Origin of the sequence: Paenibacillus lautus, assembly GCF_050482385.1 — a bacterium.
GTDB lineage: Bacteria > Bacillota > Bacilli > Paenibacillales > Paenibacillaceae > Paenibacillus_AQ > Paenibacillus_AQ lautus_B.
Genome location: NZ_JBCNHV010000011.1, coordinates 41062 through 56380 on the forward strand (window position 1 = coordinate 41062; position 15319 = coordinate 56380).

14 protein-coding genes and 1 other RNA gene are annotated in these 15319 nt (G+C 48.1%); 14 read left to right on the forward strand and 1 reads right to left on the reverse strand.

Annotated elements, in window-relative coordinates; all coding sequences use genetic code 11:
• Positions 1-23: 23 nt before the first annotated feature.
• Positions 24-1172, reverse strand: a complete 1149-nt coding sequence (locus tag ABEW73_RS15270) for a S8 family peptidase (protein WP_430170138.1) — start codon at positions 1170-1172, stop codon at positions 24-26.
• Positions 1173-1539: 367 nt separating this feature from the next.
• Between ABEW73_RS15270 and rpoE the strand changes: the two genes are divergently transcribed.
• From rpoE to ABEW73_RS15340, 14 genes are all read left to right on the forward strand, one after another.
• Positions 1540-2106 carry a DNA-directed RNA polymerase subunit delta gene (gene rpoE / locus ABEW73_RS15275; protein WP_076326390.1) on the forward strand — a complete coding sequence of 189 codons (567 nt, stop codon included), beginning with the start codon at positions 1540-1542 and terminating at the stop codon, positions 2104-2106.
• Positions 2107-2748: 642 nt separating this feature from the next.
• Positions 2749-4350 (forward strand): CTP synthase, encoded by a 1602-nt coding sequence (locus ABEW73_RS15280; protein ID WP_071221150.1) that lies wholly within the window; start codon positions 2749-2751, stop codon positions 4348-4350.
• A 275-nt stretch (positions 4351-4625) separates the two neighbouring features.
• A complete protein-coding gene (locus tag ABEW73_RS15285; RefSeq protein WP_098741279.1) occupies positions 4626-5018 on the forward strand; it encodes a response regulator in 393 nt (130 codons plus the stop codon).
• 174 nt (positions 5019-5192) lie between these two features.
• Positions 5193-6047 carry a class II fructose-1,6-bisphosphate aldolase gene (gene fba, locus ABEW73_RS15290; protein WP_076326392.1) on the forward strand — a complete coding sequence of 285 codons (855 nt, stop codon included), beginning with the start codon at positions 5193-5195 and terminating at the stop codon, positions 6045-6047.
• 304 nt (positions 6048-6351) lie between these two features.
• A complete protein-coding gene (locus ABEW73_RS15295; RefSeq protein ID WP_430170140.1) occupies positions 6352-7611 on the forward strand; it encodes a UDP-N-acetylglucosamine 1-carboxyvinyltransferase in 1260 nt (419 codons plus the stop codon).
• A 153-nt stretch (positions 7612-7764) separates the two neighbouring features.
• Entirely contained in the window at positions 7765-9093 is a 1329-nt protein-coding gene (rho, locus tag ABEW73_RS15300) for a transcription termination factor Rho (protein ID WP_430170142.1), read from the forward strand.
• 32 nt (positions 9094-9125) lie between these two features.
• Positions 9126-10403, forward strand: coding sequence for a radical SAM protein (locus ABEW73_RS15305; RefSeq protein WP_430170143.1), 1278 nt, complete (start codon positions 9126-9128; stop codon positions 10401-10403).
• A 178-nt stretch (positions 10404-10581) separates the two neighbouring features.
• A complete protein-coding gene (rpmE, locus tag ABEW73_RS15310) occupies positions 10582-10779 on the forward strand; it encodes a 50S ribosomal protein L31 (protein ID WP_006207505.1) in 198 nt (65 codons plus the stop codon).
• Positions 10780-10896: 117 nt separating this feature from the next.
• Positions 10897-11163: signal recognition particle sRNA large type (gene ffs, locus ABEW73_RS15315), an RNA gene on the forward strand.
• 294 nt (positions 11164-11457) lie between these two features.
• Positions 11458-13170, forward strand: a complete 1713-nt coding sequence (gene dnaX, locus ABEW73_RS15320; RefSeq protein WP_430170144.1) for a DNA polymerase III subunit gamma/tau — start codon at positions 11458-11460, stop codon at positions 13168-13170.
• Positions 13171-13210: 40 nt separating this feature from the next.
• Entirely contained in the window at positions 13211-13522 is a 312-nt protein-coding gene (locus tag ABEW73_RS15325) for a YbaB/EbfC family nucleoid-associated protein (protein WP_009595540.1), read from the forward strand.
• 25 nt (positions 13523-13547) lie between these two features.
• Positions 13548-14147: a recombination mediator RecR gene (recR, locus tag ABEW73_RS15330; protein ID WP_071222338.1), complete on the forward strand. Its 600-nt coding sequence runs from the start codon at positions 13548-13550 to the stop codon at positions 14145-14147.
• 215 nt (positions 14148-14362) lie between these two features.
• Positions 14363-14653: a hypothetical protein gene (locus ABEW73_RS15335; protein ID WP_430170146.1), complete on the forward strand. Its 291-nt coding sequence runs from the start codon at positions 14363-14365 to the stop codon at positions 14651-14653.
• Between the two features lie 44 nt (positions 14654-14697).
• On the forward strand, positions 14698-14967 hold the full coding sequence (locus tag ABEW73_RS15340; RefSeq protein ID WP_098741283.1) for a pro-sigmaK processing inhibitor BofA family protein: 270 nt from the start codon (positions 14698-14700) through the stop codon (positions 14965-14967).
• Positions 14968-15319 lie beyond the last annotated feature (352 nt).

Genomic DNA, 15319 nt, shown 5'->3' on the forward strand with positions numbered 1-15319 from the left:
TATATTGTTGTTGAAGAATCAGTTTATAATTTCATGCCCTCGCGCAAGAATTTCAAGGCATTTACCTCTCCATCGGAGACGCTGTGTCCTTTTTTGAGCTTAAGGGGAGAGGAGGTACGTCGCAGCAGGGCCTTAAGGGTAGCTGTTTTTTTCAGGTCAGGCTTTTGCGCAAGCAGCAGGGCAATCGCTCCGCTGACGTGTGAAGTCGCCATGGAGGTCCCACTCATTTCGTGGTATTTTCCCTGCAGCCAGGCGGACACGATTTTGTCTCCGGGCGCATAAATATCTACAAATTGCCCGCGATTGCTGAAAGCAGGAATTTTTCGGTTGCGATCGGTAGCTCCAACAGATATGGTTTGGGGATAGCGGGCGGGATAGTCGGTTGTACGGCGTTTGCCGTCATTGCCAGAGGATGCAACTATAATGACGCCTGCTTGGTTGGCCTTGCCTACGATATCCAGCAGTGCGCGGCTTCGGGTCTGCATACCGAAACTCATATTGATGATATCGATCTCGGCTCGTACGCACCAGTCGATGGCCAGAATGATATCCGACACAAAGGCGGATCCGTTATGATCAAAGGCTTTGACTGGATACACTACAGATCTTGGAGCAACGCCAATCATTCCTTGCGTGCTGTTCGCAGCAGCGATGGTACCCGAAATATGTGTTCCGTGCCCATTGTCATCATATGGCGGTATGTTTCGGTGGACGAGGTTAACCCCTCGAGTAAGCGAATACTTCAGATCGGGGTGAGTAAAATCCACCCCCGTGTCGATAACGGCAATCTTCACGCGATGTCCTGTCGAGATAGACCAGGCTTGAGGGGCTTTAATTTGCTTGATACCCCATGGGATTCCGGTTAGCGTTCCAATTGTCCCTTGTGTGGCTTGGATATGAACATGGTCATCCTCTTCAACCATCAGTTCATTCCGAAACTCCGCTTCAAACTTCGCGGTTTGGGGAGCTGGAGCGATGATGGTTTGGGTAAGCGGCGAACAGCTGACTGAACTCGGAAAACGCCTTTTCCCGACAAGCCGATTCCATTCGCGGATACATTCTTGGTACAGCTGAAGGTCATGAAACGTAAGGAGCCGCCGGTTCATTTCCCGGACGTTCCGCATAGGGTTCGTCTCTGTAAGTAGTGATTGCATGATCCGGGTGTAATCCATATGTGGCAATCTCCCTTCTCGATGAACCGTTGCTTCAGTATTGTATGAACCGGGGAGAGTGCCCGAATGGGATGTTGCCCTTTTTCCGGGAAATAGGCCCTGTTTACCGTGTCAAAGCAGCAGGGCTAACATAAGATACATGAAGAGAACATCAAGGTTCTCTTATCTAATCCCGTAAGGAGTCGATCCTTGGGGCGGGTACAGTCAGAAGACGGGGACAATTGTCTCCGTCTTTTTCCTTTTTGGTATCTGATGGGTAATGGTGCATAAAAACTTGATTTTTATTTCCAAATAGGTTTTACTTAGTTTTGATAATGGATATGTTGAGGGTATAACGTGAAGATTGTGTGAGAGGAAGTGTGCGTTAGTGAGTAATCCGCTCAATTTAAAGATCGATCCGGAGAAGATTCAGGAAATCCCAATGGTTGACCTGGCTTTTATGGTTCTGAAGGCGGCGAATACGCCGTATTATTACCGTGACCTTATGAATGAGGTGGCCAAGCTTCGTGGCTTTACGGAAAAGGAAATTAACGAAACGATTGCCCAGTTATATACCGAGATCAATATAGACGGACGTTTCGCATGTGTAGGAACGAATCTGTGGGGACTAAAACGCTGGTATCCGCTGGAGAAGTCCGAAGATCCGATTGCGAACGCCAAGCGTCCGCGGATCATCAACGATGAAGATGATGATGACGATGACTTCACCGATGAAGAGGAGACTTACAGCGGTGACGATGCCGAGGAGGATTTCGACAGCATCGATGACGAAGATGATGATCACGACGATCTCTTCCCGGATGATGACGATGCCGAGGACGATGTTGACGAAGAGGTTGTTCTGGATGATGACGAATTGGATGACGAGGATTCGGAATCCGAAGAGGAAGATGATCTGGAAGAGGAAGCCTTTGAGGAAGACGATAAGGATTAATCCGTCAGGAAGCAGGGTTTTTAGGACCTATCTGCACTGATTAAGACCGTGTTTTGCAGTGTCAGCCAATTGGGCAATTTTGAGGTTGCTTCTTCTCTTGACAAGCAGACAAGGCACAGAGTAAACTATTGCTTGGGCTTATGATTGTGGATTAAATATGTTTAATATAAAAGTGCCCCGTTATTTTTTCGGGGTCACTTTTTTTGTTTTTAAGGCTGTAGAAAGTGTAAATGACGCTAGCTTCTGGACCTAATAATGCTAGAGAAACTACCTTATCAAAAGCGGTCTGTCTTCTGGAAGTTTGTCGATAGACATTTTTTCTTTGGGCTGTGGGAGCATCCTTCCTGTGTGGACTGGACTTTCATGGTTTCTTGCAGTGAATATTCCAAGTTGTTTAAGATGAGGTATGGGAACCGTGGTCTGGATACCTCATAACGTATGCCGGGTTAAGCGGCTCGATATGAGGGTCATTTAAGCGTCAATATATGCGGTTTGTAATAGGTCGGAGGTCAGCTCGCTCACCATTTTTGGAAGCGAGCGATGCTTTTTGTTGGTCCCTCTGATGAATCAGGGGAAAACGGGTTAGGATAAACATCATATGTCGCCTGAAGTTATGGAGATTATATAGGAGGGTTTTTAACAGTGACAAAGTATATTTTTGTAACAGGCGGGGTCGTGTCATCTCTTGGTAAGGGAATTACCGCCGCTTCGCTCGGTAGATTGCTTAAGAACAGAGGGCTCAAGGTAACGATTCAGAAATTCGATCCGTACATTAATATAGATCCGGGCACCATGAGTCCCTACCAGCATGGCGAAGTATTCGTTACGGACGACGGTGCGGAAACCGACCTGGACCTGGGACACTATGAGCGCTTCATCGATATTAACCTGTCGAAGAACAGCAATGTGACAACAGGGAAAGTATACTCTTCTGTTATCAGCAAGGAACGTCGGGGAGAATATTTGGGTGGTACCGTACAGGTGATCCCTCATATTACGAACGAAATCAAGGAGCGCGTGTTCCGTGCAGGCCGTGAAGCGGGTTCGGATGTGGTTATTACCGAAATCGGCGGTACGGTTGGCGATATCGAAAGCCTTCCTTTCCTTGAGGCGATCCGTCAGATTAAGAGCGACGTTGGCCGTGAGAACGTGATGTATATTCATGTAACCCTCATTCCATATATTAAGGCAGCCGGTGAAGTGAAAACGAAGCCGACCCAGCACAGCGTAAAAGAACTCCGCAGTATCGGCATTCAGCCGAATGTTATCGTGTGCCGTACGGAGCATGAGCTTTCAACCGAGATGAAAGCAAAAATCGCGCTCTTCTGCGACATCGACCCTAACGCGGTTGTAGAATGTCGCGATGCCTCCTCGCTGTATGAGGTACCGCTGAATCTGCGTGAAGAAGGCCTTGATGAAATTGTTGTCAATCATTTGAAATTGACCACCCCTGCACCGGATATGAGCGAGTGGGAGGATCTGGTCGAGCGTGTATCCAAGCTGGAGAAGACCGTTGAGATTGCGATTGTCGGTAAGTATGTCGCACTGCACGATGCCTACCTCAGTGTTGTTGAATCCCTGTCTCATGCAGGCTTTGATGCTAATGCCGACGTGAAGATCCGCTGGGTGAATGCCGAAGAAATTACGGCAGACAACGTGGAAGAGGCGTTGAGTGGCATTGGCGGCATTCTTGTACCGGGTGGATTTGGAGATCGGGGTATCGAAGGCAAGATCAGCGCGATCCGCTATGCTCGCGAACGCAATATTCCGTTCTTCGGTATTTGTCTTGGGATGCAAGTGTCCGTTATTGAATATGCCCGTTCGATTGTCGGCCTGAACGGCGCGAACAGCTCGGAAATTGATCCGGCTACCGAATATCCAGTCATCGACCTACTGCCGGAGCAGAAGGATATCGAGGATCTTGGCGGAACGATGCGCCTGGGTCTGTATCCATGTAAGCTGGTTCCAGGATCGCTTGCAGAGTCCTGCTACCAGGACGAGCTGGTTTATGAAAGACATCGCCACCGGTATGAGTTCAACAACCAATACCGCGAAGATATTGAAAAAGCTGGCCTGCGTATATCCGGTACTTCTCCGGATGGACGTCTGGTTGAAATTGTAGAACTGCCAGGACACCCTTGGTTCCTTGCTGTGCAATTCCATCCGGAATTCACTTCCCGTCCGAACCGTCCGCAGCCGCTGTTCCGTGAATTTGTAAAAGCCTCGATCCAGCATCAGGCATAATGGGAAGAGCCTCTTTTGAAGAGGCTCTTTTTTGCGTATAAAGCCGTTGTCATAATTGGGGACAGGGTAAGCTGAACGTTCAGATCGGATGTTCGGAGCTGTCGCTTTCGGATACAACCAATTCATACATCTTTTTTTTCTTACTTTATTTTAGGACAGGAAGGAATTCGACATCTACAGGCGAATACAAATAATGGTCGGTTTATGGGAAAGTTAGGAACTTTCGAGTTTGCATATACTCATTGTACGATTTAAGTATCGGGGAGGTTGAAGGGATGAGCAAAGAAAGCAAACACAAAGTGCTGATTGTGGATGACCAGAATGGTATCCGCATCTTGCTTGTAGAAGTGTTCAGCAGTGAAGGATATGAGACGTTTCAAGCGGCGAATGGCAAGGCTGCACTTGAGATTGTGAAGATGCATGCCCCGGATTTGGTGCTGCTGGATATGAAAATTCCTGGAATGGACGGGCTTGAGATTTTGAAGCATATTAAACAGATGAATCCGGACATTAAGGTGATCATGATGACTGCCTATGGAGAGCTTGACATGATCAAGGAAGCAACCGATCTTGGTGCGTTGATGCATTTTACCAAACCCTTTGATATTGATGAGATGCGGCAAGCCGTCAATATGCAGCTGAAAGGGACCGCCAATAATATCGGTTGAATGATGAATTCTGCTCAAAGGGCGGAATTCTTTTTTTTGCCAGAATGTGAGGTCCTTCGCAGCATTTTAGGAAATGCTTGTTTAGTATTTATGACGCGATGTGGTATAATAAGTCCGTGTGTTATATCGGCTAAAAACCATAGACAAACTAAGCATCTATAGGAGGATGAAACCATGCCATTAGTATCAATGACAGACATGCTGAACAAAGCACTCGAAGGTAAATATGCTGTTGGTCAATACAACATCAATAACCTGGAGTGGACATATGCGATTCTTGAAGCGGCTGAGCAAGAGAAATCACCGGTAATTCTTGGTGTTTCCGAAGGCGCAGCTCGTTATATGGGTGGATTCAGCACCGTCGTACACATGGTAAAAGGTTTGATGGAGGACCTGAAAGTTACAGTTCCTGTTGCCATTCACCTTGACCACGGTTCAAGTGTTGAGAAATGTAAAGAAGCAATCGATGCAGGATTCACTTCGGTTATGATCGATGATTCCCACAGCCCGATTGAGACGAATATTGCAACAACGAAACAAGTCGTTGAGTATGCTCATGCCAAAGGCGTTTCCGTTGAAGCTGAAGTCGGCATGGTCGGCGGACAAGAAGATGACGTCATCGGTGATGTAATGTACGCGAAGCTTGACGATTGCGTTCGCATCGTGAACGAAACAGGCATCGACACATTGGCACCTGCGCTTGGTTCTGTTCATGGTCCTTACAAAGGCGAACCAAACCTTGGTTTCAAAGAGATGGAAGAGATTCGCAATGCTGTGAAACTTCCGTTGGTGCTTCATGGTGGTACAGGCATCCCAACGCATGACATCAAGAAAGCTATCTCCTTGGGTACTTCCAAAATCAACGTGAACACCGAGAACCAAATCTCGTTCTCTAAAGTTGTTCGTGAAGTGCTTGCTGCTAAACCAGAAGCTTACGATCCACGCACATTCCTGAAACCAGGCCGTGAGGCAATCAAGGAAACCGTGGTTGGCAAAATCCGTGAGTTTGGTTCCAACAATCAAGCTTAATAAAGTCGCTTGTAGTCCTAGTGGCCACAACATGATGATTGGAATCACCTAAGATATTTAGGCTGTCTTATGCTGTATACAATGAAATGGAAAGCACACCGCATAGCCGGTGTTTTTCCATTTCATTTATTAAGTATCAAAAGTACAAGCGGGTTGTGAGCTTCACAACCGGATAATCGAGAACAAAAAAGAACGCTAAATGCGGTCTGTCATCCTTTAGGAACGTCGATAAGACGTTTTTCTTGTATGACGGCCATCAGAACCATTTCCGGCTGCGAAGTGATGTAGGGGGACCCGAAAGCTTATGGAAAAATTGATGATCAGCGGTGGACGCCCACTGCGAGGTACTGTAACAATCAGTGGTGCCAAAAACAGTGCTATTGCGTTAATTCCCGCCGCAATCCTGGCGGAATCGGAAGTCGTACTTGATAATTTGCCGCTTCTCAGCGATGTGGCTGTTTATGCTGAGATTTTGGAAGAATTGGGCGGGCAAGTTTCATGGGAAGGCAATCAGATGAGAATTGACCCTTCTGATATCAAATCTATTCCGATGCCTAACGGACCCGTCAAGAAACTGCGCGCGTCCTACTATATGATGGGCGCCATGCTTGGAAGATTTAAAGAAGCCGTGATCGGCCTGCCGGGCGGCTGTAATTTTGAACCTCGTCCCATCGATCAGCACATCAAGGGTTTTGAAGCGCTTGGCGCAACCGTCACCAATGAACACGGTTCGATTCATCTGCATGCCAAAGAGCTGCGGGGCGCCAAGATCTATCTGGATGTGAGCAGTGTTGGTGCAACGATTAATATTATGCTGGCGGCTGCTAAGGCCAAAGGCTCCACAATTATTGAAAATGCGGCGAAAGAGCCTGAAATTATAGATGTTGCAACACTTTTGAATTCCATGGGGGCTGTCATTAAGGGAGCCGGAACGGAAACGATCCGGATTGAAGGCGTAACTGAGATGCATGGCTGCCGACATTCCATTATTCCAGACCGGATTCAGGCCGGTACATATATGATTGCTGCCGCAGCTACACGCGGCGAAGTTCTGATTGACAACGTCATCCCGAAACATCTTGAAGCTCTTACGGCCAAGCTGATCGAGATGGGTGTTGGTATTGAGGAGCTGGACGAAAGCATTCGCGTGATCGGTAAGGACCGATACCAGCATGTGGACGTCAAGGCGCTTATATATCCTGGATTTGCAACGGATTTGCAATCACCGATGACCAGCCTGCTTACCCAAGCCGAAGGCGTCAGTGTCCTTAGTGATTTTGTATATAGCAACCGATTTAAACATGTTCCGGAGTTAGTTCGCATGGGTGCCAAAATCCGCGTGGAGGGACGCTCTGCTATTATAGAAGGTGGTCCGCTGAACGCAGCCAAAGTCAAAGCGACCGACCTGCGCGCAGGCGCGGCACTTGTTATTGCTGGACTAACCGTACCCGAAGGGGTAACGGAGGTAAGTGGCGTAGAATTCATTGATCGCGGCTATGACCATCTGGTATCCAATCTGCGTATGCTGGGTGCCGACGTATGGCGTGAGACTGAGGAAGAATGATTTTTTTACCAAAATGAGGGAAATATGTGATTGAAACTGCATATCTCCCTCTGATTTGGGTAATGCTCCTAGTAAAGCTCTCATAGAATAATAGACTACATGCAGCAGGGACTTGCTGTGACAGAAACAAATAATTGAATAGGTGGTTATTGAATGGATTTACAAATAGCCGATTTGGAAGGCATGAAGCTGACGGATCTGTATAAGCTGGCCAAAAAGTATCAGATACCTTATTATGGCCAATTGAAGAAAAAAGAATTAATATTTGCCATTCTCCGGGCGCAGGCCGAACAGAGCGGCTTGATGTTCATGGAGGGTGTACTCGAAATTTTGCCGGAAGGTTACGGTTTTCTTAGACCGATCAACTATTTGCCGAGCACGGAGGACATCTACATTTCGGCCTCCCAGATTCGTAAATTTGATTTAAGGACCGGAGATTTGGTTTCGGGCAAATGCCGGACACCTAAAGAGAACGAACGTTACTTCGGGCTGCTGCAGGTCAACGCCGTGAATGGTGAGAATCCTGCCGTCGCAGCGGAACGATTGCACTTCCCAGCCTTGACTCCTCTATATCCGCAAGAAAAGCTTGTTCTTGAAACATCCCCTAATCAGTTGTCAACCCGAATTATGGATCTGCTTGCACCTGTAGGTTTAGGACAACGCGGTTTGATCGTAGCACCGCCAAAAGCAGGGAAAACGCTCCTCTTAAAAGAAATCGCCAACAGCATCTCAACCAACAATCCAGAGATTGAACTGTTTGTTTTACTCATCGATGAACGGCCTGAAGAAGTAACGGATATGCAGCGTTCCGTTAAGGGCGAGGTGGTTGCTTCTACTTTTGACGAGCTTCCGGAGAACCATATTAAAGTGGCGGAACTGGTATTGTCCCGTGCCTTGCGGTTGGTGGAGCATAAGAAAGACGTTGTTATTTTGCTGGATAGCATCACTCGTCTTGCCCGTGCGTACAACCTGGTCATTCCTCCGTCCGGCAGAACGCTGAGCGGTGGTATTGATCCTGCGGCATTCCATCGTCCGAAACGTTTCTTCGGTTCGGCGCGTAACGTGGAGGAAGGCGGAAGTTTGACGATTCTGGCTACAGCCTTGGTTGAAACCGGGTCCCGGATGGATGATATCATTTATGAGGAATTTAAAGGAACAGGCAATATGGAGCTGCATCTGGACCGCCGCTTCGCGGAACGTCGTATTTTCCCGGCAATCGACATTCGTCGCTCCGGTACTCGGCGTGAAGAGGTGCTGCTGAACAAGGATGAATTGGATACCATTTGGGCGATCCGTAAAAATATGAACGACTCTGCTGACTTTGTGGAAGGATTCCTCAAAAAAATGCGTGACAGCAAGAATAACGCGGAGTTCTTGGCATCATTTGATGTGAATGCCAATAACGGGAGCGGAACCGGGACTCAGAGCCAGACAGCCAGACGCCCATCGCGCGCATCTGCTGCGACGGCCCCTCAGACGTAAAGCCCTGAACAACCGGAGAATAGGAGATCAACATGTATTTGGTTTATGCAGATGAACAAGGGAACGTTTACGACCATTCTGAGCTGTACGGGCTTGCCCGCAGTGGGGATATGATCGTTGAAATATTGGATGATGAATTGATACCTCTGCCAGATGGGGCTACGCTGGTCGGCCTTCCGAGTACCCGAGCCATCGGGATGGATCCTGAGACCGGTGAAATGATGCCTCTTGAAGATGGGTATACAGCTGTCGGAGCGCTTTTGCCGCAAGGTTATACCCGGTTGTGCTTGCCAGGCTATGTGAAGTCAGACAAGGAATATAAGCTGCCGCTCTTCGGTTATTCGGCTGTCGTGTGGAAGAATGGCGCATTCTACACAACTGCCCGCTTGTCCGATGACCCTGAGAAGTGGAATCCGATGAATTGCGATTTGAATGATCTTGAGCTCGGGGTTAAGTCTCTGAAGGAGAAATATCCGGAGAACCGGCTCTATGAGCATCTGTCTAACTGTGCATTGGGATACGAATGCCTCACGGCATCGAACACGTTCCTGAATCGCTGGGAGGGTGCGGTTCCCGTATCCTATTCCTGTAATGCAGGCTGTTTCGGGTGTATCTCGGAACAGCCGGATGACAGTGGCTTTGTCGCCCCTCAGACCCGGATGAATTTCCGCCCGAGGGTAGATGAGCTGGTACAGGTCATGCTGGAGCATCTGAAGACACCGGAGTCGATCATCAGCTTTGGCCAAGGTTGTGAGGGAGAACCCTCCACGCAGGCGAAGATCATTATAGAAGCCATGAGAGAAGTTCGGGCACAGACGGATATGGGATACATCAATATTAATACCAATGCGGGACTGACTGATTTTATCCGTGGTATCGTGGATGCGGGTCTTGATCTGATGAGGGTCAGCACGATCAGTGCATTGGATGATCATTATAACGCATACTACAAGCCAAGGGGCTATACGCTGGCCAATGTGGAAAAATCTCTTCGTTATGCAACCGATCAAGGTGTATATACCTCCATCAACTATCTGATCTTCCCAGGCGTAACTGATCGCGAGGAAGAGCTGGAAGCCATGATTGAGTTTGCCCGCCGCACGGGTCTTAAATTGATTCAGCTCCGCAATCTCAACATTGACCCTGAGAGCTATCTCGAGCTTATTCCGCCTGCACAAGGCGAGATTCTGGGGATGAAGCAGGCTATTGAAATTATGCAAGAGGAGCTGCCAGATGTGGTGATTGGCTCCTACACGCATGTGCCGCCTGTAGGACAGGCAAGACCGAAGAAGAGACCATCTATTATTTAACAGAACCGTACTGAATATCGGATGTGTTAAAAACAGGTTGAAATTCCAATTGTGGACTTGTCTGATGATTTGTGTATGAGCTATTGCGCATTCATTTTGCTCGTGATATACTCCATTTATGTGTCCATATAACTCTGGGTCCGCATGAGGCTCAGGGCGGAAAGAGGTGAAAGCTACAATGAAACAAGATATTCAACCGAAATATCACGTTACTACAGTTACTTGTGCTTGCGGTAATACGTTTGAAACAGGTTCTGTAAAACCAGATCTTCGTGTAGAGATTTGCTCGAACTGTCATCCGTTCTTCACAGGTAAACAGAAATTCCTGGATGCTGGCGGTCGTGTTGATAGATTCAAGAAGAAATACGGTATCTAATAAACAAACCCTTCGCCCTTGTGGCCGAAGGGTTTTTGTCTGTTTACAGGGCTGGTAGAGTATGCAACTTCTTCCGTCGGTTGCTTTTTTGATAGCCATGCGATATACTAAAGTTCGCCGTGCTAGACGGGGAGGTAGCGGTGCCCTGTAACTCGCAATCCGCTGTAGCGAGGTTGAATTCCTGTTAGAGGTATTGTCGATGTGAGGCTGGTCCCTGCGCTCAACGTTGACGGTTGGGTCCTCCGCAATGAGCACTTGTGAACCTGGTCAGGTCCGGAAGGAAGCAGCCATAAGCAAGATCGCTTTTGTGCCGGAGGGGTGCCTAGCCCGAGTTGTTGCTCAGGATTGCCGCTCGGATCGCAATTATCAATAACAGGTGCACGGTATACATATCTGCACATAACACCTTTGCCATATTGGCAAGGGTGTTTTTTGTCGAAACGGCTATATATTCAAGCTGACCCCTCATGTGCACTTTGGATAAAGTTTTCCAAGTAAACGTTTTGCTAAGGCAGGGGAAAGTAGTATAGAATGTAGTATAATATAACCGTTAAACTCACGCCTTTTCGGCTGGGATTGACTATGAATGCAACAGTAAAGCACGCGAGGATCGGGTTTAGTACAAACTTAAGGTTTTCTCGATCTCGTGAAGTGGAAGTTGAAAGAGGGTAAAGCACAGTGGAACATATCGCGTTATATCGTGCTTGGCGACCACAGTCGTTCGGCGACATGGTGGGCCAGCAGCATATTATCCAGACCCTGCAGAATGCCATTCGCGAGCAGCGGGTTTCCCATGCCTACCTGTTCAGCGGTCCACGGGGTACGGGCAAGACCAGTGCCGCTAAAATTTTGGCCAAAGCCGTGAACTGCGAGCATGGTCCGGCTGAGGAACCCTGCAATGAATGCGAGGCCTGCCGGCGTATAACGTCCGGAGCCGTCATGGATGTTCAGGAGATCGATGCTGCATCCAACCGCGGTGTCGAAGAAATCCGTGATTTGCGGGAGAAAGTCAAATACGCACCGACCGAGGTGCGGCGTAAGGTTTATATTATCGATGAAGTACACATGCTGACGACGGAAGCGTTCAATGCCTTATTGAAAACGCTGGAGGAACCGCCGGCACACGTGATGTTTATACTAGCGACAACAGAGCCGCACAGGCTTCCGGCAACAATCATCTCACGCTGTCAACGGTTTGACTTCCGGAGGGTTTCCTTGGATGAACAAACCGGGCGTCTGGAGCAGATTTGCGGAGAAGAAGGCATTACGGCAGAGCCTGAAGCGCTGCAGTATATCGCACGTCTATCGGATGGCGGTATGCGGGATGCACTGAGCATTCTGGATCAGATTGCTTCCTTCACGGGAGGCACGGTATCTTACCAGCAGGTCATGGACATGACGGGCGGTATTGCCTCGGAGCAGTTTGGCCGTCTGGCCAGTGCCGTGAAACAGGGGGATGCCGGACTTGTGCTGCAGATCGTGGAGCAATTCATGCAGGAGGGAAAAAGTGCAGATAAATGCATGGAGAATCTCCTGTACTATTTCCGCGATTTGCTAATGATCAAGATGGTTCCTAGCGCTGACAAGCTGACCGATCGGGTTTTGAATCCGGCAGAGTTTCAGGAGATGGCGAATGCCTTTAGCCGAGACGAACTATTTCAAATGATTGATACGCTGAACCGGTATCAGAGTGAGATGAAATACGCCTCGCAGCCGCAGACTCTGTTTGAGGTAGCATTGCTCAAGCTTTCCGGTATAACTCAATCAGCAGGTGGGGACAGAGCTCAGAATACGGCCGATGCGGGGGAGCTCGCTCAGCTGAAGCAGCATGTAGCCTCACTTGAGAAAAAGCTGGAGCGACTGATACAAAACGGTGTTCCTGCATCTGGTCAACGTGAACCGGCCAAGTCTACCCGTACACCGGCACCGAAAGCAGCTTCATCAGCCAAGATCCCGCAGCATATGGATCAGTATATATCTTGCCGAACCGGGGAGGATTATACCTCTGTTCATCGGCAGTGGGCCCAAATTCTGCAGAATGTAAAAGAGGAGAAGGTAACGGTTCACGCTTGGCTGATGGATGGAGAACCTGTGTCCGTATGGGAAGATAAGGTTCTTGTCGCTTTTAAAAACAACATCCACCGCGAAACCACGGAGAAACCTGCCAACAAACAGGTGATTGAAGGGGTTCTTGAGTCTACGCTTGGCAAGCCGTATCATCTGGTTACCATGATGCTTCGTGACTGGAGTGACGCGGTAGAAGGAGTGGGCAAGCCTCAGGCAGAAGAGCTTAAGCTTGAGCATGAAGAAGCGGAGGCCGGTGGGGAGAAACCATGGATTGATGAGGCGATCCAGTTGTTTGGAGAAGACCTCGTTGTCATAAAAGACTAGCACGTCCCTACGTGCACCCTATTATAAGGAGAGATGAATCATGAATAATATGAACCAAATGATGAAGCAAGTGAAAAAGATGCAGGAGCAAATGCTGAAGGCTCAGGAAGAGCTCGCTACGAAAACTGTAGAAGGAACTTCCGGCGGTGGCGTGGTTACCGTGGAAGCGAATGGGCATAAACAAATTTTGTCCATCAACATCAAGCCTGAGGCGGTTGACCCGGATGATGTGGAAATGCTGCAAGATCTGGTACTGACTGCGGTTAACGATGCACTTGCCAAGGCTGAAGAAATCGCAAATGCTGATATGGGCAAATTTACAGGCGGCATGAAAATTCCGGGCTTGTTCTAATCTAACCTAGAAGGAGTAGTTACATTTGTACTATCCTGAACCGATCGCGAAGCTCATCGACGCCTTTACGCGACTGCCGGGTGTGGGGCCGAAGACGGCCGCCCGCCTGGCTTTTCATGTTCTGAACATGAAGGAAGATGACGTTATTGATTTTGCCAAAGCGCTAGTCAGTGTCAAAAGGAATCTGCATTACTGCTCCGTCTGCTGCAACATCACCGATACGGATCCATGCCGGGTATGTCAGGACAAGACCCGGGATGCTTCGACCATCTGCGTTGTACAGGATGCCAAGGATCTTGTGGCGATGGAGCGTACGAAGGAATTCGATGGCTACTATCATGTCCTCCATGGAGCCATATCTCCGATGGAAGGGATCGGACCGGATGAAATCCGTCTGAAGGAGCTGCTGACGCGTCTTAGCGATGAGAGAGTGAAAGAGCTGATTCTGGCCACGAATGCCAATATCGAAGGAGAGGCAACGGCGATGTACATATCGCGCCTGGTCCGTCCTTTTGACATTAAGGTGACCCGAATTGCCCATGGACTGCCTGTTGGCGGTGACTTGGAGTATGCTGATGAAGTGACATTATCCAAGGCGCTTGAGGGCCGAAGAGAGCTGAACTGATATTTTGTGATTCCTGCAACATCTGTTTTGAAAGCATATATACGAGAACGAGCATCGGAAGAGATTCTGATGGCTCGTTTTTTTATTTATTACATCGTGCAAAAGTAGAGGGTGGAAGAGTTCTTTTGGTTCTAAGTTTGTCCCTCTCTCGATATGAATGTTACAGACGGTCTTATTAAGGGCAGTATCATTCATATTCATAGGGAGTGAACGTGATGAAGATATGGTGGAAGCAGTCGAAGAAGCAAGAGGAGGAAACATATATCACGGCAGAGGATCAGGAACGGATGTGGAATGTATTCCTGGATGTCCAGAGGTCCCAAATGGAGTGGGAGCGGGCGCACTTGATGTTTCAAGAGGCTACGGGGCAGGATCAGATTGATTATGCGATTTATATGCTGGAGGCAGCGGAGCGCAAATACCAGATGAATCTCAAACAGGCCAAGCAGCTCAATCTGGATGGAGCGAGGATGCAATATATCGAGCAAAAAAGGGAGAACGGCTAAACGAGAGATGAGAGAATTCGTAATGACATAAAAGGAGGGTAACTATGAAATTAATTGTTCTGGGCACGCTTTGCATATCGCTCTTACTGCTTATCTATGTTGTGTTTAGAAAAAAGCTCGGGCTAGGATGGTTAACCGTATTCGGTGCCCATCTTGCTCTCTCAGCAGTGGCTATCTATGTTGTGAATTTCTCGGGATTGGCGGCCGAAACGTATATCCCTCTGAATCCGATGACCATAGGAACCGTCATGGTTCTGGGCTTGCCGGGCGTGGCCCTTCTTGTTGGATTAAAAATAACGATATTAGGTAGTTGACGCCAGCTTATATTCTATGATACATTAATGTTCGCCCGTTTGATTCTGGGTGATAGAGATTCATCGGTCAGGTAGACAATTGATTGAAAAAATAATCAAAAAAACTTCTTGACCAACAGCAAGCTAGTATGATATATTATAAAAGTCGCCGCTGAGATGCGGATGACAAACAAAAAATGATTGATCTTTGAAAACTGAACAACGAGTGAGTAAGGATTTCACTAGTGAAATCCATTGTGAAATCATCATGTACAAGCCTTGGTTTGTTGGATGATGGAGCATAAAGAGAATTGAACAAATTCTCGTCAGTTAAGAAATGAGCAAGTCAAACACTTTATTGGAGAGTTTGATC